The sequence below is a fragment of the Arthrobacter sp. SLBN-112 genome, from assembly GCF_030944625.1.
Classification (GTDB): domain Bacteria; phylum Actinomycetota; class Actinomycetes; order Actinomycetales; family Micrococcaceae; genus Arthrobacter.
This window is the reverse complement of the sequence record NZ_JAUSXY010000001.1, coordinates 159,331-184,859: the sequence shown is the minus strand read 5'-3', so window position 1 is coordinate 184,859 and position 25,529 is coordinate 159,331. Positions and strand designations below refer to the sequence as shown.

Here is a 25,529-nt window from a genome sequence, read left to right as displayed (position 1 = left end):
GGGAATAGTAAAGACCCCCCATGCACCCGCCAGAGCCCATTTACCCTTGCTACCTTCCGGTCCTGGGGGAGTTCAACAGGATGACGCCACATGAGGGGCCGTCAAACACTTTACCTGAACATACGGCGCGACTCGAATCGGCCATCCGCCACTGTGACAGCAGTGGCGCGGAGCGGAAAACGTCGGTCAGGTCATGGAATTCCATTGCTTATCCACCGGCCACCCACGATCATTTGTATATACACCGATTGGGGCAATCTCAAGATTGTGAGCTGCGTGGCCTGGCTGAACGAACCGGACCCGGCAGCTCAACGGTGCAGCAACACGGAATGGGCGCGTTGGGGGCGTCCATTGCCGGGTCAGGGACGGGGCCTGGCGGGCCCTGAGGGTCCTGCCGGGCACGTTCGAAAACAGCCCCTGCCCGGGCCAATTGGGCGATGCGGAAAAGTTCAGGTAATCTGGTACCTGCTTTTGATTCAGAAGCAGTTGGAGAATTCGCCTAGCGGCCTATGGCGCACGCCTGGAACGCGTGTTGGGTTAACGCCCTCGGGGGTTCAAATCCCCCATTCTCCGCCGGTTGGGAACCCGGTCCTGGCAGCTGCCAGGACCGGGTTCTTCCGTTTAATCCACGAGGCGTTCCCCATGGGATGGCGGGCGGCAGGTCAGGCCAAATCCGCGGCGGGTTCGCCCAGGCGCCCCAGCCGCTCCAGGGCAGCTGATTCGCTGGGACCCTTGCGCCTGCGAAGGCCGCCAAGGGCGAGATGGACGACGCCGAGCACCACCTTCGTTGCCAGCCTCACCGGCAAGGGGAAGGGACCCAGCCGTGGAACAGTAAGGCCCAGCATCCGGCGGTACCGGGGCTCCAAAACTGTAGACGGCACCGGCAAACAAGACGCGGTAGCCCGGCCTCAAAAGGGGATGGAGGGGAGCGTTGCGGATGAACTCCACCGTTTCCTTTACCCGGCTGTCTGCCCGCAGTTCGCCCTGCTCATACCAGGCGTCCAACTGGCTGCGCATCTGCGCCCCGCTGACCGGCGGATCCTGCACGCCCATGAGCCGGCCGGCCTGGGCCCACTCGCGGACATACGCATCCTCTCCGCCGGGGATGGGGCCGCCCCAGATTTTGTGGGCGGCCAGGAACCCGTCCGTAAAGGCGATGTGGATCCAGGCCGCCAGCCCTGGATCGTTGGCGCTGTACGCGCGTGCCGCGCCGTCGTTGTCCTGGTAGCTGCCTTGCACCGGCTCATGGAGGCGGCGGACGCGCCGTGATGCCTCTTCTGCGGCAGCCGTGGAACCGTAGGTCACCGTGAAAATCCAGCGGATGGTATTGGCCAGCCGGCGGAGGGGATCCTCGCGGAAATTGGAGTGCTCGTGTACGCCTGCCAAGGCCCCGGGATGGAGCGACTGCATCAGCAGCGTCCGGATTCCCCCCACGATGGGTGACATGGAGCCGTGCACCGCCCACACCGCCGAACCCGGCAAGTGGTAGCCGGCGTCGTCGCCCTCCGCGAGCCGCAGCGACCATTCCGGCGGTGCGTCGGCGTTCCCGGAGAACGTCTTCTTGATTTCATCCCGCCACGTACGAAGGGCATTGCGCATGAGCCATTCTTGCCCATTTCGGCGAGCGCGTCAGTCTTCGGAGCAGGGAGCAGGCGCCACCCCACCCCTGACGACCCACAAAAAACCCGCATTGTCCTGCTCCAGGGTTCCCCGGCGGACTGAGCTGTGGTCCCATGGGACGTACCGTCGAGACAACGTGCGGCACGCCCCGTCCTGGAGTGAATCAATGGGCAAGCATTGGGTGCCCGGTAACAGCAAACCGGTCCAGCGTACATTCCCCCACATGGCCCGTGCCCTGGCGGCTGCCGGTGTGCTCGCGGCTTCCGTCTATGCGGTCAATCTTTCCATCGATTCAGCGGGGCCGGTCCGGTTGGCCGGGGCGGTGGACCGGACCGGGACTCCCGGTGCCGCGGCGTCGGTCGGGGCGGTCGGGGCTGACAACACCCGGCCGGTGCAAGGCAACCCTGAGGCGCCGGCCTCGGACCAGGTTGGTGCCGGGTCCCTTCCGCCGGCGATCGCCTCCGATCCACATGCCACCCTGGCTTTCCCGCATGCGGCGATCGGCGGTTTCCAGGATCCATCGACCGGCCTGACAGTCGGACCGGCAGGTGTGGGCCGGCCACCGGCAGGCTACCTGATGGCACCGCTCCAGTTGCTCGTTCCGAGCTCGCCCTTCGGTTTCCGGGTGAGTCCACTCAGTGGGACGGCGGGGGACTTCCACCTTGGCCAGGACTATGCGGCCGCCTGCGGAACCCCTGTCTATGCGGCCGACGCCGGGGTGGTCCGGGCTGCAGGATGGCATCCCTGGGGGCGGTGGCAACCGGGTGGAGATCGATCACGGCGACGGCCTCATCACCACCTACAACCACCTTGAGTCCATTGGCGTCCACACCGGGGACCGGGTGCAGGTGGGCCAGGTCATCGCCCGCGTGGGAACCACCGGCTGGTCCACGGGCTGCCACCTGCACTTCGAGACCATCCAGAACGGCCGCTACACCAATCCGTTGAACTGGAACTTCCTGCAGCTCCGCGCCCTGGGCCAAGCGCTTCCCGCCGGCATGGTTTCCTACGGTCCCGGCCCGGGGTTGTCCGACGGCAGGATCAGCTGGACCATCCCGCTCCTGGTGGACCGCGGCACGTCCCCGGCCGCCGGCCTGGAAGCATCGCCCGTGCCGTCGCCGCTGCTGCCTGCCACGGAGCAATACGGCACCGTCCTGCCAACGTCCAATGGGCAGTTGACGACGTCGGCCCCGCCGGCGGCTGCAGCGCCTTCGCCCGGTGCGCCGTCGCCATCGTCCGACCCTGCACCCAGCGTCCCGACGGCGTCCCCGTCGCCGTCACCGACGGATCCAACTGCCACACCCACTGATCCGTCGCCGTCGCCGTTACCGGCTGATCCGACTCCCGCACCCACTGAGCCAGCTCCGGCGCCTGCTCCGACGACGGTTGAGCCGGCGCCTGCACCGACGACGGTTGAGCCGGCGCCTGCACCGACGACGGTCGAGCCGGCGCCTGCACCGACGACGGTTGAGCCGGCGCCTGCACCGACGACGGTCGAGCCGGCGCCTGCCCCCACGACGGTCGAGCCGGCACCCGTCCCGACGACGATTGACCCGGCGCCTGCACCGACGACGCTCGAGCCGGCGCCTGCCCCCACGACGCTCGAGCCGGCACCGGCTCCGACCACGCTCGAGCCCACACCCGCCCCGACGACGTCGTAGGCCAAGGAATTTTTGGTCCGGACCCGTACACCGTGCCGACGGCAACGAATTCCCCGTATGAGCTTCCTTCCGCAGACACGGCGCCCGGCACCCCTCTACCCGATCCCGCTGCACCTCAATGACGGCACCAGGACGAGTTTCGGCCAATTCAGGGGAAAAGTCGTGTTGGTGGTCAACGTCGCCTCCAACTGCGGCTTCACGCCCCAGTACGCCGGCCTGGAGGCCCTCTACGGAAAGTTCCGCGAGCGCGGGTTCGAGATCCTGGGTGTCCCGTGCAACCAGTTCGCCGGCCAGGAGCCCGGAACGGACAGCGAAATCGCGGAGTTCTGCGAGCGCAACTTCGGGGTTACGTTCCCACTGACTGCCAAGGCGGACGTCCGTGGCCGGAACCAGCACCTGCTGTATTCCGAGCTGACCAAGTTCCGGAACGGTTTGCTGCCCGGGATGGTGAAATGGAATTTCGAGAAGTTCCTGGTGGGCCGTGACGGCACTGTCATGGCCAGGTTCGGTCCCACCGTCGAGTCGGATTCGCCCAAGGTCATCGAAGCGATCGAGGAAGCGCTGGGCTGAAAGGCCGGGCCGGCCGAATTAAGTCTGCAGAAGCGCAGTTCTTTTTATTTTTTCCACATCAGCTCCGGCGATTCACCCCAAGTTTGCCAAATGTCTGATTGGATAAATATTACTGAAGGGTACAAGGGAAGAACGGCTTCCCACCGACCATAGAGGTAGCAATGGAGCACATCGAGGCCGAGCATCCCCGGCCACGCCACTTCCTACTCCACTTGAGCGATCCCCACCTGTTGGGAGGTCCAGAACCCCTCTACGGAACCGTCGACAGCGAAGCACGCCTCATCCAGCTCTTCGAGGAAGTCAAAGCGTCCGGCGCCAGGCCGGAGGCAGTGATTTTCACGGGCGACCTTGCGGACAAGGGCGATCCCGAAGCGTATGTGAAACTGCGGGCCATCGTGGACCCTGCGTGCGAGGAGCTCGGCGCCAAGGTGATCTGGGCCATGGGAAACCATGACGACCGCGCAAACTTCCGCCGGGGCCTGCTGGACCAGCCCGGCACCGATGAACCGGTGGACCACAGCTATTTCATCAACGGGTTGCGCGTCATCACCCTGGACACCACCGTCCCCGGGTTCCACCACGGCGAGCTGAGTGCCGGGCAGCTGGAGTGGCTGGCGCGGCAGCTGGAAACGCCTGCCCCGGACGGAACCATCCTGGCGCTTCACCACCCGCCGGTCCCGTCGGTACTCGATCTTTCGGTACTGGTGGAACTGCGCGACCAAGCCTCGCTGGCAGCGGTGGTCCGTAACTCTGACGTCCGCACCATCCTGGCCGGCCACCTGCATTACTCCACCACGGCCAGTTTCGCCGGCGTCCCGGTCTCGGTCGCTTCCGCCTCCTGCTACACCCAAGACCTCAACGTTCCGGTGGGAGGCACCCGCGGGCAGGACGGCGGCCAGGCCTTCAACCTGGTGCACGTGTACGAGCACACGATTGTGCACTCTGTGGTGCCGATGGGCCATGCGGCCACTGTGGGTGAGTACGTCTCGCCTGAGGAAACCGCCCGGCGCCTGGAAGCTGCCGGAGTCCGGATCCCGGAAACCGCCAAGCAGCGCCGCAGCACCAAGCAGGGAGTGAGCAGCCGGAACTAGTAGCTGCGGGTCCCGGGGAGAGTCAGTCGGTAAGTCCGGGCATTCGTGCCCGGACTTACTTTTCCCAGGGCGCCTTGATGGGGAAGTACTTTTCCAGGAAGCCGGTCACGGCTTCTGCGCGCTCGTCGGCACTGACTTCGGGGAAACTCCCGTCGTTCAGGCAGAAGAAGTCCATGTTCCGCTTGGCGAGGAGCTTCGGCAGGTAGTTCAGCCCCGCCCGCATGGTGGTGTCCACGTAGCGCACCTTCGCGGCTGTCTGCGTGACGGCGCGCCCCGTCAGCAGGGCGTAGTAGTGGTAGAACGAGTTGGTGACGGAAATGTTGTCGGCCGCGCGGAACCTGCTTGCCGCCGTCTTCCGGAACTCTTCCGGGAACTCCTCCTCCATCTGGGCTACGAGGCTGCGCCGCAGGGGAGCCGCGGTGTGCTCCAGGTGGCGGGTGGTGATCCGGCCGAACCGGTTCCAGAGGAGCTTGCGGTTGACCCGGGCGGCGTTTTCAAACCCGCTGCGCTCCGCGGCGTTCTCGCCGAGGCCGATCCTGGTTTCGGCCTCGATGAACTTGGTGATGCCGCCAGGGGTGAAGAACATGTCCGGGCCTACCGGCCGGCCAAAGAACATGTCGTCGTTGGAGTAGAGGAAGTGCTCGGACAACCCCTCGATGTGGTGCAGCTGGCATTCGACTGCCTGGGAATTGTGCGTGGGCAGCACGGAGGAATCGGCAAAGAACTCTTCGCTGCGGACGATCGTGACGGACGGGTGCTCTGCCAGCCAGGCGGGAGCGGGGGAGTCCGTGGCGATGAAGATGCGGCGGATCCACGGGGCGAACATGTATACGGAGCGCAGTGCGTACTTCAGTTCATTGATCTGCCGGAACCGGGCCTCGTGGTCGTCGCCTTCGCCAAGGACCACGCCCTGCTGTTGCGCGCGGCGGGCGGCAATGTATTCCGAAGAGCTTCCGTCCACCCAGGAAAAGACCAGGTCGATGTCGAAGCTGATGTCGCTGGCATGGTCGGCAAACATGTTCTCGATGGTGGGCCAGGTGTGGCCGTAGCGTTCCACGGTGCCGCGGACAGCGTCCTGCCGCAGCATGGTCCGGCGGGTCAGGGAGTTCTCGATGGGGAGGATCAGTTCCTCGCCTTCGAAGGACCACAGCTCGATCTGGACGCCGGCGGACGCGCCGAATTCGAAACCGCCCACCGGTTCCACCCGCGGGCGGTACAGGCGGAAGATCCGTGCCTGCCGGTTGGAGGACAGCTCACCGTCGGCCACCAGGACGGAGGTCTTCTTCTTGGCATCCACGGTCATGGAGTAGAAGGGCTCGTCCCGGCAGGCCTCCACCAGGGCCCCGCGGAGTTTCTTCCGGTTCTTCCAGTCCAGCGCCACCACGGGCCGGTCGTTGTTGCCGCGGACCAGGAGGTAGGCGAGGCCCGCGTTCGCCAGGACGTTGCGCAGGAACAGCAGGTCTTCCACCATGGCCTGGTAAGGGGTCCTGGTGTCGTTGATCAGGGCGTATCGGCCCTTGTGCCGGATGACGTCGGGGCGGTGCCTGAGCCGCTGCTCCGCCGCCGCCGACGTGATCTCAGCGTGAAATTGTTCCTCCACGGACGCTTGGCCGCCGTAGTAGACCTCGTCCTGGACCGGTGCTTCTGTAATGGTTGTCTCCGTGGTGGTCGAAGTAAGCTTTCTTACCTGCATGATAGTCCTGCCGTGGTAACAGCAGGTTTCGGACCGCCGCGGCAGGGGCTCAGGCGCCCAGTGCCTCCCGCCAGGCACGCAGGAAAGCGCCGCCGGCGTCGTCGTGGATCACCGTGGTTTCCAGCCCCAGGTCCGCTGCCGTAAGAACCGGGTAGGGCTTGCTGGGCACGCCATCCGCGGGCCGGACGTCAACGTGCTTGACCGGGTGGTCGTTGTGGTGCAGCCAGTCGGCCATCGCATAGTCGGTCCGGGAATCGCCCACCGTCCGCCAGGCCTGCGGAGTGATGCCTTCGGCGGCCAGCAGTTCCACCGCGCGGCTCGCGCCGAGGTCCTTGCCCAGCCGCACGGACTCGATGTCCGTGGAGATGATGGTGGGATCCACCCGGTAGTCCACTTCGTCGTCGGAATTGGGCGCATGGTGGTCCAGCCGCACGACGCCCAGGCCGTGCCGGCCCATGAGCTCCATGGCGTCAGCGTCGAACAGTTTCTGCTCGGCCAGGTAATCGGCGCTGGGCACGTCGATGTGCTGCTCCACCGAGACCATGGCCCGTTTGGTTTCGTCAAAGAACATGTGGGCGGCGTAATCCTCCGCCACCAGGCGCCGGACGTCATCGCCGTACGCTGCGGGCACGGCCAGCTCCCTGTCCACGTGGATGGGGCCGGGCCCGGTGGAGGTGTAACTGAACCATACGGCCCCCTTTTCGCAAACGGCGTGGATGACCGTTCCAGCCGGGATCCCGGCGGCGATCATCGGTTCCATGACCTGTTCGCGGATGAACGCGTCCGAGCGGCCGGTGTTGAAGACGACGGGAATTCCGGCCGCTGCGAGTGCCACCAGGTCAAGGATGATGTCCGGCTTCACGTCGCGCGTCACCGGGCTTGCCACCGGCCCGTCCACATCCAGCAGCAGCGCCAGCGGGGGCGTGGAAGGCAGGCGGGTTCCGGGTGTGGACATGGCAGGGGACTCGGATGCGGTCATGGTTCCATTCTGTCAGCAGGAACCGCCCCGTTGCCCGGGAACGGAGCGATGTGACGGATGGTCACTGTTTGGCTACAACCTGGCGCCGGACCGCCGGGATACTTTCGCTGGGGCGGCGCGGTGCCTACTGTTGCATGGTGATATTCAAAGCTGTGGGCGAGGGCCGCCCTTACCCCGACCATGGTTACAGCACCCCGAAACAGTGGGCGTCGCTGCCGCCGCGGCCGGTCCGGCTGGACGAACTGGTGACCACCAAACGCACGCTGGACCTCGAAGCGTTGCTGGCCGAAGACTCCACATTCTTCGGCGACTTGTTCCCGCACGTGGTGCAGTACCAGGGAACCCTTTACCTGGAGGACGGCCTGCACCGCGCGGTCCGGACGGCACTGCACCAGCGCACCGCGATCCACGCCCGGGTCCTGGTGCTCGATGGCTAGCCGCGGGCGGAAGGACCTCAGCGTCCTGCACGGCCACCGTGTGGTGTCCGGCGCCGAGCTGCGGGCTGCGATGGAAGCGGCCAAAGACGCCGACGAAACGGCCCGGGTCCGCCGCCGCGTTCTGCACGGTGTGGTGCTGGTCCTGTTAATGGGGATGATCGCCGCCGCCATCATCGTTGCCCTGGCCATCATTAACGGGCGGCTGAAGGTGCCGACGGCCGAGCCGAGCCAGAAGCCTGTGTCGTCGTGCCCTGCTGCGGTGTTCGATTACACGCCCAATGACAAGGTCAACCTCAACGTCTACAACTCCACCACCCGGGCCGGCCTGGCCCGCTCCGTGGCGGATGAGTTCCTGGCGCGGAAGTTCGCGGTGGGCAACGTATCGAACGTCAACGCCGGCTACCGGGGCGTTGCAGCGGTGGTCTCTGGTGCGGCCGGGCAGGCCGCCGCCTTCACGGTGCAGCGCAATGTGCCGGGGTCCGACTACTTCCAGGACAGCAGGACCGACGCCAGCGTGGACGTGATCCTGGCCCATGACTTCGCAGCGCTTGTCCCGGCTGAGCTGGTGGACCAGACCCCCGGCACACTAGGCTGCCCCAGGGAAAGCCGCCGCACGGCCGACACCAACAAGCTTCCCGTTACGCCGGCAGCCGTCCCGGCGCGCTGATCACGCCTTGGCCGGCTGCCGCCGGAAGGCCGGCCACGGGCAGTGGCTGCCCCCCGTCGTCGAACCTTGCCCCGGCCCCCAACTGGATGAACCGCACAGTCCTGGCCACGCGCGCTTCCAGCTCGGCAGGTTCATCGCTGCCCCTGGCGGCACTGGAGGACAGTGTGCCCAGGATCAACTGGGCCTGCTGCCCCACGTCAGCCACCGGCAGGTAGCCCTGCTCCATGCCATCACGAAGGATCCCCTGCAGCAGGGTGCTGAGCTCGCTGACATGGTCTGAGAGTTTTGCAAAGGACGACGGCGACAGCACCGCCCCCATGGCCGGTCCGGGCGGGAGGTGGCGGCGGCTGAGGTCAACCACCTGGGCGCGGACGTACAGGGCCAGCCGTTCCACCGGGTTCTCCAGGCGGCCCAGCGAGTCGCGCAGCTCCGTGAGGAACTTCTCCGTCTCCTCCAGCGCGTACGAAATCAATAGTTCTTCGATATCCGCGTAGTAGTTGTAGACGGCGGTACGGCCCACCCCTGCGTGCCGGGCCACGTCCGTCATGGTCAACCCGGGAAGGCCGTGGGTGAAGAGGAGCTCGCCGAAGGCTGTGAGGATACGGCGCTGGGTGTCAGCGCGTTGTTCGGCGTTGCTGGCCGCTGAAATCCTGGGCATGCAGACACTTTACCGCGATGTGTCAGTAAAAAGCCCTAGATTGCGCAGCCGTCCGGCCCGCAGGCCCCGGCCTCGGCGGAATTGACAAGCACCAACGGGTTCGCTTCCTGCCACGCCTGGTTGAGCGCACGGGTGAACGTCTCTGCGGGCTGGGCGCCGGACAGCCCGAATTTGCGGTCGATGACAAAGAACGGGACACCGCTGATACCCAGGGACTGGCCTTCCCGGAAATCGGACCGGACAGCGTCCGAGTACTTGTCAGTGGTGAACAGTTCGTCCACCTCGTTGTCCGGGAGGCCCAACTCCCGGCCCAGGCCGGCCAAGTACTCCCGGCTGCCGATGTCCTTGCCATGCTCAAAGTGGTCGCTGAGCAGGCGCTCCTTGGCCGCGTCCTGCTTGCCGTGGGCGGAAGCGAGGTGGATCAGCCGGTGTGCCGTGAAACTGTTGGCCACCACCACCTTGTCGAAGCGGTAGTCCAGGCCCTCGTCCTTGGCCTGCTGCGCCACATGCTCGAACATTTGCGAGACCTGCTGGGCCGGCATCCCCTTGCGGCTGCTCAGGTATTCCAACTCGGTGCCATCGAAGTGATCCGGCAGGCCGGGATCCAACTGGTAGCTCCGCCACACGACATCAACGGCATCCCGGTGCGGGAAGGACGCCAGGGCAGCCTCAAAGCGGCGCTTGCCAATGAAGCACCACGGGCAGGCGACGTCGGACCAGATCTCAATCTTCATGGTCTGCATAACCGGCCGGCAGGGGTTGCCATTCCGGCCGGCCGCTATGAGATATCCCACAAAGGGGTCTTGTGGGCGGAGCAATCGTGGGCAATAGTCAGAGTTGGTGAAGCAGACGCCACAAACTTAGAAGACCACGGGACCTGCATGTCCCGCGGTGGGATGTGCCTGGCGGCTGGGGAGCTCGGGCCTCGTTCCTTGGAGGCCAGATATGCGAATTGGACTTATTGCGGGGCCATGGATTCCCATTCCTCCGGTCACTTACGGAGGAATCGAAAGGGTTGTGGACACCTTGGCGCGGGGCTTTCTGGCCGCCGGCCACGAGGTACTGCTCGCCGCGCCAACCGAAAGTACCTGTCCTGCTCCGTTGGTACCGGGAATGCGGCCTGCGTCCCGGGACGATCTCGGCTTGACCATGTCCGAACTCAGCCATGTGATCCGCGCCTACAAGGGGCTGCAGGACGTGGACATCATTCACGACCATACGTTGGCGGGCCCGCTCTATGCCGGCCGTCCCGCCAACGTCCCGGTGGTCACCACCATCCATGGCCCCCTCCACAAGGAGGCCGAGGACCTGTACCGGGCCATGGCGCGGAATGTGGCCATCGTGGCGATCTCCCGTGACCAGGCGTCCCATGCTCCAGAAGTCCCCGTCACCCAGGTGATCCATCATGGAATGGACGTTTCCGCGGTCCCTGTTGGCAGCGGACGTGGCGGGTACCTGTGTTTCGTGGGGCGCGCGTGCCATGACAAGGGGCTGCTGGAGGCCATTACGATTGCCCGGCGTGCCGGTATGCACCTGAAGATCGCCGTCAAGATGAAGGAGCCGGACGAGATCCGCTATTTCCGGGAGGTCATCGAGCCGATGCTCGGACCCAACGAGGACTTCGTGGGGGAAGTCGACGATGCCGCCAAGTACCGTCTGATGGGTGAGGCTGCGGCCTTCCTGAACCCCATCCAATGGTCAGAACCCTTCGGCCTGGTGATGATCGAGGCCTTGGCCACCGGGACTCCCGTCATCGGGACGAGGATCGGCTCAGCCCCCGAGATCGTGGAGCACGGCCGCACGGGCTTCCTGGGGCAGCTGGAGGAACTGCCAGGCTTCCTTGAGGCTGCCCCCGGCCTAAGCAGGGAACGTTGCCGGGCATCAGTGGAGGAACGGTTCAGTGCCCAACGGATGGTGGCACAGCACCTCAGGCTCTTTGACGACCTGCTGGCCGGGAGATTGCCGGGAGGGGTTCCGGTTACCACGCCGGTGCACCAGAATCGTTAAGGGGGCGGGCGGCCTTTCGGCTCCCCGGCAGCAATCCGCGTGAGTAAGGGAGTCCTTGCATGACCGCCTGGAACGAAGACAATGAGGCCTCCGGCTCCGACGTGGGTGCCGTCACCGTCCTGGAGGGTTCTTCGTTTTGTATCTCGGCGGGAACCGGCGACATCAGTGCCGACGGCGGCACGAACGGCGCGTTCTACCAGGACACCCGGATTGTTTCGGGCTGGGTACTGCGCATCAACGGCTCGCGCCGCGAACCGCTTTCAGCCCAGAAGCCGCAGCCGTTCGAAGCAACATTCGTTGGCCGCGCAACCTGGCCGGGAGGCCGGTTCGACAGTCCACTGGTGGTCCGCCAGGTCCGCCACATCGGACCGGGCCTGCAGGACGACATCACCCTGGAGAACTTCGCAGCGGAACCCGTTCAGTGCACCATCGAACTGCTCATGGACGCGGATCAGGCCGACCTCTTCGAAGTGAAAGGCGGCCGGACAACAGGCCCCGATGACACCACCCGCACCGTGGTGGATGGAAAGCTCATCATAGAAGCGTCGCGCCATGGCCAGCAGCGGGGATCCGCCATCGGGGCCCGGGGTGCTGAGGTGGGCACCGACGGGCTCCGGTTCAACGTCACTGTTCCGGCCCGCGGCAAATGGAGCACCAGCGTCATCGTGGTGCCGCTGGTCAATGGGGAAGCACCGGAAAAGCCCTTCACCGAAGGGCAACTCCCGCACCACCGTGAGGGCGTGCGGCGCCAGCTGGCTTGGGAAGAGAACGTTCCGCGGATCAGCATCGAGGACACCAGCTTCCAGAACGTGCTCAACCGCAGCCAAAGTGACCTTGGTGCACTCCGGATCTTCGATGCCCACCATCCCGATCGCGCCGCGGTGGCGGCGGGGGCCCCATGGTTCATGGCGCTGTTCGGGCGGGACTCGCTGCTCACCTCCTACATGAGCATGATGGTCAACCCCAACCTCGCCCTGGGCACGCTCCAAACCCTGGCCGGGATCCAGGGCAAGAAAGTGGATGTGGATTCCGAAGAGGAACCCGGCCGCATCCCCCATGAGGTCCGGCTGGGCGTCACCGCAGGACTGTCGCTGGGGGGAACGGCCTACTACGGAACGGCCGATGCCACCCCGCTCTTCGTGGCGACCCTTGGCGAGCTGAGCCGGTGGGGGCTGTCCCGGGAAGCGATCCAGCCGCTGCTGGCGCACGCGGACCGGGCGCTGGAGTGGATCGAAAAATACGGCGACCGCGATGGAGACGGTTTCGTGGAATACCTCCGGCCCAACGACCATGGCCTGGTGAACCAGGGCTGGAAGGACTCCTGGGACGGGATCAACTTCGCCGACGGGACCATCGCCGAAGCTCCGATCGCTCTCTGCGAGGTCCAGGCATATGTCTACGCCGCGTACCTGGGCAGATCGTTGCTGGCCCACTGGAGCGGCGATTCTGTTCTGGAAAAGCACTGGGCAGACAAGGCGGCAGCTTTCAAGGAGGAGTTCAACAAGAAGTTCTGGCTGCCGGACAAGGGCTACTTTGCCGTGGCTCTGGACAAGGACAAGCGGCACGTTGACGCGTTGACGTCCAACATCGGCCACTGCCTGTGGACGGGCATTGTGGACGAAGACAAAGCTGAGTCCGTCATGGAAAACCTGATGTCCCCGCAGATGTTCACCGGCTGGGGCATCCGCACGCTGGCCTCCGACATGGGCGCCTACAACCCCGTCAGCTACCACAACGGCTCAGTGTGGCCACACGACACCGCGCTGGTGGCCACCGGGCTGATGCGGTACGGGTTCGTGGACGAGGCGAGGAGGGTGGCCTTGGGAATACTCGACGCGGCCCGGCACTTTGATGGCCGGCTGCCGGAGCTGTTTTGCGGGTTCGACCGTGGCGAGTACCCCGGCCCGGTTCCGTATCCCACGGCATGTTCGCCCCAGGCCTGGGCTGCGGCGGCGCCGGTGCAACTGGCGCGGATTCTGTTGCGGTTCGACCCCGTCTTCACCCGGGGGGTGGTTCACCTGGCTCCGATCCTGCCGGAAACAGTGGGCACGTTCCGGGCGGAAAACGTCCTGCTGGACTCGAGCCGGGTGACCATCAAGGCCACCGGATCCACCGGCACCATCGAAGGTCTCCCGCCCGGACTGAAGCTCGTGGCCGAACCACGGCCGCCACTTGCCTACCCGTTGGAGGCGGCAGCCGCCGGCCCCGGTGTCCCCAGGCTCAACTAAGGAGGAAGACTGACCGGGCTCCACTTGCAAGGCGCCTCCAACGCCGGGGTCTTGGCCCCTTAACGGAGGGGCCGTTCCAGCACGAAGTCGTGTTCCACCGTGCTTCCCAGCCGGAAGGACTTGGTTCCCACGTTGCGGAAACCGGACTTTTCGTAGAAACGGATGGCCCGGGCGTTCTGGCTGTTGACGCCCAGCCAGGCTCCGGCCGCACCGGTTGCGGCCGCCGCCTCGAGGCTCGCGTGCATGAGCTCAGCGGCAGCGCCCAGCCCGTGGTAATCCGGGTGGACGTAGCATTTGCTGATCTCCACGGACGGGACCAGCGTCAGCGCGGAGGACACGTCCGGGTCCGCGGCGGGCCGGTCCACCAGCAGGCTGTAGCCGGTGAGCGGGCCGTCGGCGTCGATGACCAGGATGGTGGTGTCCGGATCCGCGAGATAACCCTTGAAGTGTTCTTCGCTGAGCGTGTTGGCCAGGTGCGCGGCAATGTCGGACGGTGACGACGACGGCGGGCACGCCAGCGGGAAGGTGACGGCCGCCAGCGCGGCCAGCCGGCCGGCGTCGTCCGCTGTTGCTGTCCGGATGGTGTGGGCCATGGGGTTCCTCCCGGCTCAGGCGGTGATGGTGCGGATGGCGGAGCCGGCCAGCCACGCGGTGATGTCCTCGACGGCTCCGCCGTAGAACTGCCGGTAGCTTTCCTGCGTGACGTAGCCCAGGTGGGGCGAGAGCACCGTGTTGGGTGCGCCCAGGAGCGGGTGCCCGGCCTGCAGCGGTTCCTGGTCGAAGACGTCCAGGGCGGCGCCGCGGATCCACCCCTCGGTCAGCGCCCTGAGGAGGGCGTCCTGGTCAACCAGGGGGCCGCGTGCCGTGTTCACCAGGATGCCCTCGGGGCCGAGCAGCCGCAGTTCCTCCTCGCCCACGATGTTTTCGGAGCGCGGGGAGAGCCGCAGGTGGAGGGTTGCGACGTCGGCGGTGGCGAACAATTCCTTCTTGGAGACCAGGCGCGCGCCGGCTTCCGCTGCGGACTCCGCCGTCAGGTTCCGGCTCCACGCCACCACGTCCATCCCGAACGCCTGCCCGTACGCTGCCACCCGCCGGCCGATCTTGCCCAGCCCCACGATGCCCAGGGTCTTCCCGGCCAGCTCAAAGCCCACGGTGGACTGCCAGGTACCGGCGCGCAGCGAGTTTTCCTCGGCCGGCAGGTGCCGGGCGATTGCCAGCAGCAGGGCCCAGGTCAGCTCCGGGGCGGCGGTGGGCGAGCCGGGCGTGCCGCACACGGTGACCCCGTGCTCGGTTGCCGCCGCGACGTCGATGGCGGCGTTGGCCATGCCCGTGGTCACCAGCAGTTGAAGGGCCGGAAGCTCCTCGAACACCTCACGCGGGAACGCGGTCCGCTCCCGCATGGCGATGACCATGCTGGCGTCGGCCAACGCGGAGACCAGGGCGTGGCGGGAAGCGAAGGGCTCCCGGTACGAAGTGACGGTGACGCCCGCAGCCTCCAGCGCCGCGAAGTCGGCGAAGCCGCGGGCCACGTCCTGGTAGTCATCAAGGATGGCAAGCCGGTGCGTCATGGTGGTCCTTTGCGGTGTCCATTCGTCCAAGGTCACGTTCATCGTATGGCAGGGCCTCCCGGGAGGGCGCCTGGAACCCGGGGCACGCGCGGCGTGATAGCAATGAGGGTGATGAATCCAAGCCCATTCCCGATGTTGTCCCTGTGAGCGGCGGCGTCCTTTCCCGCATGCCCAAGAGCTGGATCCTGCTGGCCTGCATCGGCCTGCTGGCCCTGAACCTTCGGGGTCCCTTCGTGGCGGTCGCGCCCCTCGTGGACCTCATGCAGGCAGAACTGCACTTCTCGCCCGTCCTGCTCGGCTTGCTGACCAGCATCCCCGTGCTCTGCTTCTCGCTCGCTGCTCCGCTGGCCTCCCTGGCGGCGCGGAGGTTCGGGGCGGAGTTCGCCGTCACGCTGACCATCCTGGGGGTGCTGGCCGGAGTGCTGGTCCGCTCCGCCGGCGGCCCGGTACTGGTGGTGGCCGGCACAGTGCTGATCGGGGTGGCCATCACGGTGGGCAACATTGCGGTGCCCCTGATCATCCGCCGCGATTTCGCGCCGCGCCGGCAGGGGACCGCCATGGGGATCTACACGGCAGCGTTGAATATCGGGTCGTTCCTGACCTCGGTGGCCATGGCCCCGCTGGCGGTCGTGACGGGGTGGAGGCTGGCACTGGCCGCTGTCGCCGTCCTGGCCGTCGCCGCCGTGGTGGTCTGGGTCCTGGCCGTGGGGCCGCGGACAGCATTCCTGCCCGAGGGGGACGACGGCGGGGACCAACCCCTGGCACGGGCGGCCGGTTCCGGCTGGACCACGTTCGGGCTCACGGCCGGATTCGGCGGCCAGGCATTCTCCTACTACGGCGTCACGGCATGGCTGCCCAGCTACCTCCACGACGAACTGGGGATGAATGCCGCCCAGGCCGGCGCCGCGTCCTCGATCTTCCAGATCCTGGCCATCGTGGGCGGCCTCGGCGTTCCCTTTGCCGCCAAATACATGAGTACGACGGCGGTGGCGGTCACCTTGGGGACGTTGTGGCTTGCCGTTCCCGTGGGGCTCCTGGTCCTGCCGCAGCTGTGGTGGCTGTGGTCCACATCCGGCGGAATTGCCCAGGGCGGCGGCATCACCCTGATCTTCATCGCCATCATCAAGCTGGCCCGCGACCAGGCCTCCGCCGGCCGGATGTCCGCCACCGTCCAGGGCCTTGGCTACTGCCTCGCCGCCGTGGCCCCGCCGCTGGTGGGCTTCGTCCACGACACGGCCGGCTCGTGGACGCCGGCCCTGCTGGTCATCCTGGCCTCCGTGCTGACCTTCTTTGCCAGCACCACCCTGTCCGTCCGGAAGGTGCCGAAGGGCCGCTAAGCCGGCTGCCGCCGTCGGACGCTCTCTGCCCCTTCCTCAACCCCCGCTCACTTATCGCAGGAATTACGGGGACGCCCGCTCACTTTTTGCAGGAATTACGAGGACGCCCGCTCACTTTCTTTAGGAAAGTGAGCGGGCGTTTTGGGTTTTCCCGCATCAGATGAGCGGGCGTGTGGGGTGGTGCTCCGTCGCCGGGCCGGCGCCCCGGATTTCGGGGGGCCTGTTGCGGAGGGCGTGCCGGCCCGGCGGACGGAAGTTCCCGATGGGTCAGGCGGCTGCCAACTCCTCGACGGTGGCCTTCTCGCGGGCCTCGGTGAGGTAGCTGGCGTAGGCGGGGAGGGTGAGGAAGGACGGGAACTCACGGCTGAGCGTGACTTCCTCGAAAATATCGCGGGCGTCCTCGAACCGGTCGCCGTCGAAGCGTTCCAGCCTGGCGTATTCCTCGTCCAGGAGTTCCTCGATCCATTCGTGGCTGATGATCTCGCCGTGGTCGGTGATGGCCCGGGCGTAAATCCACTGCCACAGCTGGGACCGGGAGATCTCGGCGGTGGCGGCGTCTTCCATGAGGTTGTGGATGGCAACGGCGCCGTTGCCGCGGAGCCAGGACTCGATGTAGCGGATGCCCACTTCGATGTTGTTCCGGATGCCCTGTTCGGTGATGGTGCCGGTGGTGGCGGCCACGTCGATCAGGGCGCGGTCGTCCGGGGTGACGTCCTCGCGGAGCCGGTCCAGCTGGTTGGGCTTGGCGCCCAGGACGCCGTCGAACACTTCCTGGCACACGGGGACCAGGTCGGGGTGGGCCACCCAGGAACCGTCGAAGCCGTCGTTGGCCTCGCGGGTCTTGTCGGCGCGGACCTTCTCCAGTGCGTTGGCGTTGGCTTCCGGGTCCTTGCGGTTGGGGACCGCTGCGGCCATGCCGCCGATGGCCATGGCACCGCGCTTGTGGCAGGCCCGGACCAGCTGTTCGGTGTAGGCGCGCATGAAGGGCTGGGTCATGGTGACCTGGCCGCGGTCCGGGAGGACGAAGCGGGGGCCGCGGGTGCGGAAGTTCTTGATCAGGGAGAAGATGTAGTCCCAGCGGCCGGCGTTCAGGCCTGAGGCGTGGTCCCGCAGTTCGTAAAGGATCTCCTCCATTTCGAAAGCGGCTGTGATGGTTTCAATCAGCACGGTGGCGCGGATGGTGCCCTGCGGGATGCCGAGCAGGTCCTGGGCCAGGATGAAGATGTCGTTCCACAGCCTGGCTTCGAGGTGGTTCTCGATCTTGGGCAGGTAGAAGTACGGACCCTTGCCCTGGGCCAGCAGGCGGCGGGCGTTGTGGAAGAAGAACAGGCCGAAGTCCACGATGCCGCCGGCGATGGGCGTGCCGTCGATGAGCATGTGCTTTTCCGGCAGGTGCCAGCCGCGGGGCCGGACCACGATGGTGGGCAGCTCGCCGGCCGGGCGCAGCTTGTATTCCTTGCCCTCTTCGGACGTGAAGTCGATCCGGCGTTCCAGGGCGTCGGTGAGGTTCAGCTGGCCCTTGATGACGTTCCGCCACGTTGGGGTGGAGGAATCCTCCATGTCAGCCAGCCACACCTTGGCGCCCGAGTTCAGTGCGTTGATGGTCATCTTCTTGTCCACCGGGCCCGTGATCTCCACCCGGCGATCCTCCAGGCCGGGGGCCGGGGGAGCGACCCGCCAGGACGGATCGTTGCGGATTTCCTCGGTCTCCCGGAGGAATCGGGGGTCGGCGCCGGCGGCGATGTCAGCCCGCCGTGTGCGCCGTGCCTGGAGCAGCTCCTGCCGCCGCTCGGCGGTGGCCCGGTGCAGACGAGCAACGAACTCGAGAGCATCCGGAGTAAGAACCTCGTCCTGCCGGCAAATCGGCTGCGCGGTCAAAGTAATGCCGTTGATCGTAAAACTGTCAGTGAAGCTGTTCATTTCAGTCTCCTTAAAGACGAAAGGGAAGTTCGACGGCGGGTGGCGGCGGGGTGGCGACTGAGGCACGAGGCCGAGGAGCCGGTGTGGCGGCAGCCTGCGTAAAAGGGGCCCTGCGTCCCGGTCTGGCCTCGCTCAGCGAGGCCCAAACCGGGACGTGGGGAATAGCAGGCAGAGCGATACCGGTCCGAAGGCCGGAGGCGACAACCGCCGTCGTAAGTTACTAGTGGAACTGGCCCTCTTCGGTGGATCCCACGAGGGCCAAGGTCGACGCGTTCGGGTTGAGCGCCGTGGAGATGGTGTCGAAGTAGCCGGTGCCGACTTCGCGCTGGTGCTTGGTGGCGGTGTAGCCGCGGGATTCGGAGGCGAATTCCTTTTCCTGGAGCTCGACGTAGGCGCTCATGCCTTCCCGGGCGTAGCCGTGGGCGAGGTCGAACATCGAGTAGTTCAGGGCATGGAAGCCGGCCAGGGTGATGAACTGGAAGGTGAAGCCCATGGCGCCGAGTTCGCGCTGGAACTTGGCGATGGTGGTGTCGTCCAGGTGCTTGCGCCAGTTGAAGGACGGCGAGCAGTTGTAGGAGAGCATCTGGTCCGGGAACTCGGCCTTGACCGATTCGGCGAACTTGCGGGCCAGCTCCAGGTCCGGGGTTCCGGTTTCCATCCAGATGAGGTCCGAGTAGGGGGCGTAGGCCTTGGCGCGGGCGATGCAGGGTTCGATGCCGTTGCGGACCTCGTAGAAGCCTTCCGCCGTGCGCTCGCCGGTGATGAATTCCTGGTCCCGTTCGTCCACGTCCGAGGTGATCAGGGTTGCAGCCTCGGCGTCGGTGCGGGCGATGACCACGGTGGGGGTACCGGCGACGTCGGCGGCCAGGCGGGCGGCGTTCAGGGTGCGAACATGCTGCTGGGTGGGGATGAGCACCTTGCCTCCGAGGTGGCCGCATTTCTTTTCCGAGGCGAGCTGGTCCTCCCAATGAACACCCGATGCGCCGGCCTGGATCATGGACTTCATCAGTTCGTAGGCGTTGAGGGGTCCGCCGAAGCCGGCCTCTGCGTCAGCAACGATGGGGACCATCCAGTCCTCGACGGTCTGGATGCCCTCCGAGAATTCGATCTGGTCGGCCCGGAGCAGGGCGTTGTTGATGCGACGGACCACGGTGGGCACCGAGTTGGCCGGGTAGAGGGACTGGTCCGGGTAGGTGTGGCCGGAGTTGTTGGCGTCCGCGGCGACCTGCCAGCCGGAGAGGTAGATGGCGCGGAGGCCGGCCTTGACCTGCTGCACGGCCTGGTTGCCGGTGAGGGCACCCAGGGCATTGGTGTACTTGCCTTCCTTGTGCTCCTCGGTGAGCTGCTTCCACAGCTTCTCCGATCCGCGGCGGGCCAGGGTGTGCTCTTCGGAGACACGGCCCCGGAGACGGACGACGTCGGAAGCTGAGTAGTCCCGGGTCACACCTTCCCAGCGGGGGTTGGCGGCCCACTCGAGCTCCAGGGCGGCGGCCTGCTGTTCGGGCGTCTGCTGGGTGGGCTCAAATGCTGCAGTCATCGTTGATCTCCTTGATTGAGCTCCGGAGGGAGTAGGTGGGAACCGCGTCGTTGAGGTTCCCACCGGCCTATCCGGTGCGGTGTTTCTTTCCGTAGCCACTACTTTTCAGCACTTTCAACGCCCTTTCTAGATAGAAAGTATGGAAAGAAATGCACTTCTTCCCGTATTCTTCAGAAATGTCACCTTCAAGCTGGAACCGGGACGTTTCGCAGCCGCCGTCCACCGCCGTGGCGGAACTGGACGTCATCGCCTTGGGCCGCCGTGTCCGCCATCTGCGCAAACAAGCCGGGCTGACGCTCGATGACCTGAGCGCCGCCGTCGGCACCGCTCCAAGCCAGCTCAGCCTGATCGAAAACGGTAAGCGTGAACCGAAACTGACCCTGCTGCAGCACCCTCGCGGGGGCGCTCAATGTCAGCATCGACCAACTGCTGGGGGCCGAGCCGCCCAGCCGCCGTGCCGCCCTTGAAATCGAGCTGGAGCGGTACCAGCGCGGACCGCTGTACGAGTCGTTGGGCCTGCCCAGGATCCGCATCAGTTCGCGGCTGCCGGTGGATGTGCTGGAAGCCCAGGTGGGGCTGCTGCACGAGCTCGAGCGGAAGATGAACGAGCAGGTGGCCACCCCCGAGGAAGCCCGGCGGGCCAACGGCGAACTGCGGGCCATGATGCGGGAGCGGGGGAACTATTTTCCCGAATATGAAGCGGAGGCCCAGAAGGTCCTCAAGGAGGTGGGGTACACCACCGGTCCACTGAGCCAGCACGTTATCGCGGACATCGCCGCGCACCTGGGTTTCACCCTGCATCATGTGGGCGATCTGCCGCACTCCACCCGTTCCGTGACCGACTTGAAGAACCGCAAAATTTACCTGACGCAAAGCCAGCGGCAGGACCACGACCCCCGCTCGGTGCTGCTCCAGGCCCTTGGCCATTATGTCCTGGGGCACGAGACGCCCAAGAACTACGGCGACTTCCTGGCCCAGCGCGTGGCAACCAATTACTTTGCCGCCGCCCTGCTCCTGCCCGAGCAGGCCACGGTGGAATTCCTGCAGAAAGCCAAAGCCGCCAAGGAGATCGCGGTGGAGGATATCCGGGACGCGTTCGCCGTCTCCTATGAGACCGCAGCGCACCGGTTCACCAACCTGGCCACCAAGCACCTGGGCCTCACCACGCATTTCCAGAAGACCCACCAGAGCGGCATCATCTACAAGGCGTATGAGAACGACGGCGTGAACTTCCCCCAGGACCACACCGGCGCCATTGAGGGCCAGCCGTCGTGCAAGGCATGGACGTCAAGGGCAGTGTTCGACGTTCCCGACAAGTTCAGCGCCTACAGCCAGTACACTGATACACCCTCCGGCACGTATTGGTGCACTGCCCGCACGGAGCGCTCGGCCGCTGGAGAATTCTCCCTGAGCATTGGGGTGCCCTACCAACACGTGAAGTGGTTCCGCGGCCGGGAGACCACCGCCCGGGCCACCTCCAACTGCCCGGATCCAACCTGCTGCAAGCGTCCGCCTGCCGAACTGACCAACCAGTGGGCCGGCAACGCCTGGCCCTCGGCGCGGGCGCACTCGCACCTGCTGGCCGCCATGCCCCCGGGAGCCTTCCCTGGCGTGGACGAGACCGAGGTGTACAGCTTCCTGCAGGCCCACTCGGGGAGCTAGTCAGCGGGGGCAGCCGTGACGACGGTGGCCGTCTCCGCGCCGCCGGGTGTCGAGCACGTGTCCAGGCAGAGGATGCCCGTCAGGATGCTGTTAACTGCCCGGTACGATTCCGGGTTGCCGGACCACCGGCCGGAATCATGGAGAAAGCGCAGGAACGTCGTCAATGAGTAGGTGGCCACGATGCCTTCATAGACGGTATGGATGATGAGGGACGCCAATCTTGCTGCGACCTCGGCCGGGTCGAGGGCAGTGATGGAACGGTTTTCACCAATCTCAGGGTAGAAGCGGAAGAAGAGCTTCAGGCTCGCCAGCACCTCTTCCACGTCTGTGCTGAAGGGGCGCTGGACGTACCAGCAGATGAAGGCCGGGGCCAAGGTTTCCAACTCGTGGACGTTGCCCGATGAAGGGACTGCCACCCGCGGGGCGGAGGCTTTAAAAGGGTCTCCTGGTTGGTTCCGCACATGGTTCGTTCGTCCCGCCCGTCGGTGCTGGTTCCTGCCCACAGTGATCCTCGCTTCCTTCCTGCTCTCCTGGTCCTCCAGACAGTAGGGAGGAAACTCTCAGCCCTGCGACAGCCGGAAGCGCGTATGTGGATAAGAAGCCGAAACCCTGACCCAATGCCTGCCCGCTTGTGGTGGGCTTTCCCGCAACCCGCGCTCACTTTCCTGACGAAAGTGATGGGGCGTTGCTGGATTCGGTCCAGGAGGTGAGCGGGCGTTTGGTGGTTTGGTGCAGGAGGTGAGCGGGCGTTAGTGGTCAGCCGTGCAGGGCCCGGTAGGCGTCGGCCGCTGCGGGGTGCAGCGGGACGCCGGCGGTATTGATGAGGCTTTCCGCACTGAGGAACTGCACGCCCAGGCTGGACTGCGGTATGAGCTCACCGGCGTTGTGCACCAGCAGTTGCACAGTCCGCTCCACAGTGGCGTCGTCCAGGTCCCTTCGGCACAGGAGCAGGTTTGGAGCGCCCACCGTCCACACCGCCGGAATACCCGGGTAGCTTCCTTCCGGAATCAGGACGCGGTCGTACATGCCCCCGTACCGCCGGCGCAGTTCCGGCAGCAGGCCTGACAGGTCCAGCAGCCCCAATGCCACCTCCTGCTGCGCCGCGGCGATGGCCGCCGTCGGAACGCCCCCGGACCAGAACAAGGCATCGACGGTGCCCGCCTTGAGGGCGGCAATGCCGTCATTCAAACCCAGATTTTCGACGGCGGCGGTTCCGGCTGCGGGCGCAGCGGCATCTCCCGAGGTGCCCAGGCCGGCCGCCTCGAGGAGTCGCGGAGTGGTCAGCGATGTGCCCGACCCGGGCTGTCCCACGGCAACCCGCCGCCCCGCGAGCCCGGTGAGGTCCCTGATGCCGCTGTCCTTGCGCACCACGCAGTGGACGTAGTTTTCGTAGACCTTGCCGACCGCGGCAATCCCGGCTGCGTCGGCATCCGCGGCCTGGCCTGCAGCATCCGCCAGGGCCACGGCAAAGGCGGCGCGTCCCGCCCGCAGCTCGGCAATATTGTCCAGGCTTCCGCCGGTGGGCACGGCGTTTGCATGGCGTGCCACCCCGTGGCGCTCCAGCGCAGCCGCCAGGAGCGTAGAGAACTCAAGGTAGAAGCCGCCCGGTTCGCCGCCGGCCACCGTCAGCAGGTCCGGCCGGTCACCTGCAGTACAGGCACTGAGGGCAGGCGCCAGGCAGGCTGCAAGTCCGACGCCGAGAGCCGACGTCAGCACGAGCCGGCGGGAGGGGCCCGTGGCAGCGGAGGAAGCGCTAGGCACGGTCGCCACCGTCTGGAGTCCCGGGAGGGACCAGGTCTGTGTACACCTGGAACTCGACCCGGGCCGACAACCCGTGCGGGGCGGCGTCGGCCAGTACCAGCCGGCCTCCGTTGGCTGCGGCAAGCTCACCCACAATCGTCATGCCCAGCCCTGTTCCCGGAACCGAGGCATGGCGCGGCGACCGCCAAAACCTGGTGGCAGCAGAGGCGCGCTCGGCTGCGGAAAGGCCCGGGCCGTCGTCGGACACTTCCACCACCACCGCGTCCCCTTCCACCCGCACCGCGGCGGTCACTGTGGCCCCGGGCGCATACTTGAAGGCGTTGCCAAGAAGTTCGTCCAGCATCTGTGCCAGCTCGGCCGCCCGGCACGCTACCAGCGCCGCCGGATGGGGTGCCGTCGCGAGCACCAGCCGGCACCCGGCCTGGTCAGCCAGCGGGGCCACCCGTTCGATTTCGCCTTGGAGGACGGGGAACGGGTCGATGGGCGGGGCGGCGTCGTGTTCCTGCGGCCTGCCGGCAATCCGGAGGGAACCTTCGGAGGCCCGGTGCTCGGCAGCCGCGAGCTTCAAAACCCCGTCAAGGATCTCCTCCACCCGCTCCAGCTCCGCCACAGCCCGTTCGGCGGCGTCGTGCTCGCGGGCGGTCTTCAGCTCAAGCTGGAGCAGGTCCAGCCGCAGCCGGAGCGCGCCCACGGGGTTGCGCAGCTGGTGGGACGTGTCTGCGATCAGCTGCCGTTGTGCTTCCATGCTGGCGCTCACGGTCCGGGCCATCGCAGTGAACGAGCGGCTGAGCTCCCGCAGTTCCGGGGGACCCTCCTCCGGCAGCCGTTCGGTGCGTCCGGTCCGCTCCAGCTCGTGCACCGCCGAATCGAGCCGAAGGACGGGGCGCAGGACCCACCCGGTGACCCTGGCCGCCCCCACCAGGAGCACGGCCGCCAGTGCGAGGGCGGCAACGCCGACGCCGAGCCAGCGCTGCTGGAGCTTCTGCCGGGCCGTATCTGCGTGGACGTCCAGGATTACGGCGCCCAACACCTGGCTGGCACTGCCGAACGGCCGGAAAATGACGTGCGAACCCGATCCGAAGGGCTCCAGCGGTTCCAGGGATGTGTTGCTCACGTTCAGCCGGGCCAGGGACAGTGCGTCCTGCACGTCGGACCGGCCGGCGTCCAAGTCCCCCGAACGCAGGGTGGCCTGCTGGACGCGGACCACAATCCCCTCGCCGTACAGGCCTGAATAGGTATCCATTTCGCGCTGCAGGCGCACGGTGTCGCCGTCGTCGGCGGCATCAAAAGCAACCTGGGCCAGGCGGTTCAGGGACGCTGCCCTGTTGATTTGCAGCTCCTGGGTCAGCTCCCGGGAGGCGGAAGTCAGGATGGTGCCCGAAATCAGGAAAACCACCACCAGGCACAGCACGCTGAGGACGCCCAGGACCCGCAGCCTCATGGGGCAGCCGCCTCCACGCGGTAGCCGACGCCGCGGACATTGATGATGAAACCGGGCTTTTGAAGTTTTGCCCGCAACCCGGTGAGGTGCACATCCAGGGACCGGGAAGAGGCCAGGAAGGCGTCCCCCCACAAAGCATCGAGGATCTGTTCCCTGGTGACCACCGAGCCTGCATGGCGTGCCAACAGCGCCAGGAGTTCGAACTCCGTGGCGGTCAGGGCAAGAGGCAGTCCGGCTTTGGAAGCGCTGCGACGGGCAAGATCGATCTCTACGTCGTCAAGCACAATGACCTCCTGCGGCGTCCCGCGCCTGCGTCCGGCACGCCGGGTCACAGCCTCGATCCGGGCAAGCAGCTCCACCAGCTTGACCGGCTTGACCAGGTAGTCGTCCGCGCCGGAACGGAGGCCGAGCACCACGCTGCGCTCGTCGTCGCGCGCGGTCAAAATCAGGATGGGGACGTCGGTGACCTGCCGGAGCTTCCGCAGCACCTCCAGGCCGTCCATGTCCGGAAGCCCCAGGTCCAGCAGGATCACCTGGAATTTCCGGTGCGAGAGCAGCGCGTCAGCGCCCCGGGAGAGCCGCTGCGAGTGGTGCCCGGCGCTTTCGACGGCGGCCGTGAGCGCGCCGGCCATGGCGTCGTCATCCTCGACGATCAGCACGTCCATGGCCATCTTCCTTGCCGCGTTTCCTGT

General features: G+C 66.3%; 21 protein-coding genes, 1 tRNA gene, 1 other RNA gene and 2 pseudogenes. 11 read left to right on the top strand and 14 right to left on the bottom strand.

Features of this window, described 5'->3' with window-relative positions; all coding sequences use genetic code 11:
* Positions 1–6: 6 nt before the first annotated feature.
* An RNA gene (gene ffs / locus QF050_RS00810) (signal recognition particle sRNA small type) lies at positions 7–103 on the bottom strand.
* Positions 104–488: 385 nt separating this feature from the next.
* Between ffs and QF050_RS00805 the strand changes: the two genes are divergently transcribed.
* Positions 489–573: transfer RNA gene (locus QF050_RS00805), tRNA-Ser, on the top strand.
* A gap of 89 nt (positions 574–662) precedes the next feature.
* Here QF050_RS00805 and QF050_RS00800 read toward each other — a convergent pair.
* A pseudogene (locus tag QF050_RS00800) lies at positions 663–1,599 on the bottom strand (oxygenase MpaB family protein).
* A 244-nt stretch (positions 1,600–1,843) separates the two neighbouring features.
* On the opposite strand from QF050_RS00800, the gene QF050_RS00795 reads away from it, so the two are divergent.
* The 4 genes from QF050_RS00795 to QF050_RS00780 all read left to right on the top strand — a co-directional run bounded on the left by QF050_RS00795 (position 1,844) and on the right by QF050_RS00780 (position 4,942).
* Complete coding sequence (locus QF050_RS00795) at positions 1,844–2,434, top strand: hypothetical protein (protein WP_308928714.1); 591 nt, start codon at positions 1,844–1,846, stop codon at positions 2,432–2,434.
* Entirely contained in the window at positions 2,385–3,281 is an 897-nt protein-coding gene (locus QF050_RS00790; protein WP_308928713.1) for a peptidoglycan DD-metalloendopeptidase family protein, read from the top strand. The genes QF050_RS00795 and QF050_RS00790 overlap by 50 nt, the downstream gene beginning before the upstream one ends.
* 57 nt (positions 3,282–3,338) lie before the next feature.
* The gene (locus QF050_RS00785; RefSeq protein ID WP_308928712.1) at positions 3,339–3,851 is read left to right on the top strand and encodes a glutathione peroxidase; all 513 of its coding nucleotides are present in this window, start codon (positions 3,339–3,341) and stop codon (positions 3,849–3,851) included.
* Between the two features lie 161 nt (positions 3,852–4,012).
* Complete coding sequence (locus QF050_RS00780; RefSeq protein WP_308928711.1) at positions 4,013–4,942, top strand: phosphodiesterase; 930 nt, start codon at positions 4,013–4,015, stop codon at positions 4,940–4,942.
* Positions 4,943–4,997: 55 nt separating this feature from the next.
* On the opposite strand, the gene QF050_RS00775 is transcribed toward QF050_RS00780, so the two are convergent.
* Together QF050_RS00775 and QF050_RS00770 are read right to left on the bottom strand one after the other, a co-directional pair.
* On the bottom strand, positions 4,998–6,635 hold the full coding sequence (locus tag QF050_RS00775) for a stealth family protein (RefSeq protein WP_308928710.1): 1,638 nt from the start codon (positions 6,633–6,635) through the stop codon (positions 4,998–5,000).
* Between the two features lie 49 nt (positions 6,636–6,684).
* The gene (locus QF050_RS00770; RefSeq protein WP_308928709.1) at positions 6,685–7,614 is read right to left on the bottom strand and encodes a hypothetical protein; all 930 of its coding nucleotides are present in this window, start codon (positions 7,612–7,614) and stop codon (positions 6,685–6,687) included.
* A 137-nt stretch (positions 7,615–7,751) separates the two neighbouring features.
* Between QF050_RS00770 and QF050_RS00765 the strand changes: the two genes are divergently transcribed.
* Positions 7,752–8,051 (top strand): type II toxin-antitoxin system VapB family antitoxin, encoded by a 300-nt coding sequence (locus QF050_RS00765; protein ID WP_026264985.1) that lies wholly within the window; start codon positions 7,752–7,754, stop codon positions 8,049–8,051.
* Complete coding sequence (locus QF050_RS00760; RefSeq protein WP_308928708.1) at positions 8,044–8,718, top strand: LytR C-terminal domain-containing protein; 675 nt, start codon at positions 8,044–8,046, stop codon at positions 8,716–8,718. Before QF050_RS00765 ends, QF050_RS00760 begins: the two co-directional genes overlap by 8 nt.
* Here the strand turns inward: QF050_RS00760 and QF050_RS00755 are convergent.
* Both QF050_RS00755 and QF050_RS00750 read right to left on the bottom strand, forming a co-directional pair.
* Positions 8,690–9,376 (bottom strand): TetR/AcrR family transcriptional regulator, encoded by a 687-nt coding sequence (locus QF050_RS00755; protein WP_308928707.1) that lies wholly within the window; start codon positions 9,374–9,376, stop codon positions 8,690–8,692. The genes QF050_RS00760 and QF050_RS00755 overlap by 29 nt on opposite strands.
* Positions 9,377–9,411: 35 nt before the next feature.
* Positions 9,412–10,110 (bottom strand): DsbA family oxidoreductase, encoded by a 699-nt coding sequence (locus tag QF050_RS00750; protein WP_308928706.1) that lies wholly within the window; start codon positions 10,108–10,110, stop codon positions 9,412–9,414.
* Positions 10,111–10,321: 211 nt separating this feature from the next.
* Here QF050_RS00750 and QF050_RS00745 point away from each other — a divergent pair, with 211 nt between their 5' ends.
* Together QF050_RS00745 and QF050_RS00740 are read left to right on the top strand one after the other, a co-directional pair.
* Positions 10,322–11,383: a glycosyltransferase family 4 protein gene (locus QF050_RS00745; RefSeq protein ID WP_308928705.1), complete on the top strand. Its 1,062-nt coding sequence runs from the start codon at positions 10,322–10,324 to the stop codon at positions 11,381–11,383.
* A 59-nt stretch (positions 11,384–11,442) separates the two neighbouring features.
* On the top strand, positions 11,443–13,611 hold the full coding sequence (locus QF050_RS00740; protein ID WP_308928704.1) for a glycogen debranching N-terminal domain-containing protein: 2,169 nt from the start codon (positions 11,443–11,445) through the stop codon (positions 13,609–13,611).
* Between the two features lie 59 nt (positions 13,612–13,670).
* On the opposite strand, the gene QF050_RS00735 is transcribed toward QF050_RS00740, so the two are convergent.
* Positions 13,671–14,204 (bottom strand): GNAT family N-acetyltransferase, encoded by a 534-nt coding sequence (locus tag QF050_RS00735; protein ID WP_308928703.1) that lies wholly within the window; start codon positions 14,202–14,204, stop codon positions 13,671–13,673.
* 15 nt (positions 14,205–14,219) lie between these two features.
* On the bottom strand, positions 14,220–15,179 hold the full coding sequence (locus tag QF050_RS00730; protein WP_308928702.1) for a D-2-hydroxyacid dehydrogenase family protein: 960 nt from the start codon (positions 15,177–15,179) through the stop codon (positions 14,220–14,222).
* Positions 15,180–15,346: 167 nt separating this feature from the next.
* Here QF050_RS00730 and QF050_RS00725 point away from each other — a divergent pair, with 167 nt between their 5' ends.
* Positions 15,347–16,516, top strand: a complete 1,170-nt coding sequence (locus QF050_RS00725; RefSeq protein WP_308928701.1) for an MFS transporter — start codon at positions 15,347–15,349, stop codon at positions 16,514–16,516.
* 267 nt (positions 16,517–16,783) lie between these two features.
* Here QF050_RS00725 and aceB read toward each other — a convergent pair whose 3' ends face one another.
* Both aceB and aceA read right to left on the bottom strand, forming a co-directional pair.
* Positions 16,784–18,436: a malate synthase A gene (gene aceB / locus QF050_RS00720; protein WP_308928700.1), complete on the bottom strand. Its 1,653-nt coding sequence runs from the start codon at positions 18,434–18,436 to the stop codon at positions 16,784–16,786.
* 220 nt (positions 18,437–18,656) lie between these two features.
* Complete coding sequence (aceA, locus tag QF050_RS00715) at positions 18,657–19,973, bottom strand: isocitrate lyase (protein WP_308928699.1); 1,317 nt, start codon at positions 19,971–19,973, stop codon at positions 18,657–18,659.
* Positions 19,974–20,122: 149 nt separating this feature from the next.
* Here aceA and QF050_RS00710 point away from each other — a divergent pair.
* A pseudogene (locus tag QF050_RS00710) lies at positions 20,123–21,635 on the top strand (helix-turn-helix domain-containing protein).
* Here QF050_RS00710 and QF050_RS00705 read toward each other — a convergent pair.
* From QF050_RS00705 to QF050_RS00690, 4 genes are all read right to left on the bottom strand, one after another.
* Entirely contained in the window at positions 21,632–22,051 is a 420-nt protein-coding gene (locus QF050_RS00705) for a hypothetical protein (protein WP_308928698.1), read from the bottom strand. The pseudogene QF050_RS00710 and the gene QF050_RS00705 overlap by 4 nt on opposite strands.
* Before the next feature lie 340 nt (positions 22,052–22,391).
* A complete protein-coding gene (locus QF050_RS00700; protein WP_308928697.1) occupies positions 22,392–23,396 on the bottom strand; it encodes a TAXI family TRAP transporter solute-binding subunit in 1,005 nt (334 codons plus the stop codon).
* Positions 23,389–24,837: a HAMP domain-containing sensor histidine kinase gene (locus QF050_RS00695; protein WP_308928696.1), complete on the bottom strand. Its 1,449-nt coding sequence runs from the start codon at positions 24,835–24,837 to the stop codon at positions 23,389–23,391. The genes QF050_RS00700 and QF050_RS00695 overlap by 8 nt, the downstream gene beginning before the upstream one ends.
* Positions 24,834–25,502 (bottom strand): response regulator transcription factor, encoded by a 669-nt coding sequence (locus QF050_RS00690; protein WP_308928695.1) that lies wholly within the window; start codon positions 25,500–25,502, stop codon positions 24,834–24,836. Before QF050_RS00690 ends, QF050_RS00695 begins: the two co-directional genes overlap by 4 nt.
* Positions 25,503–25,529 lie beyond the last annotated feature (27 nt).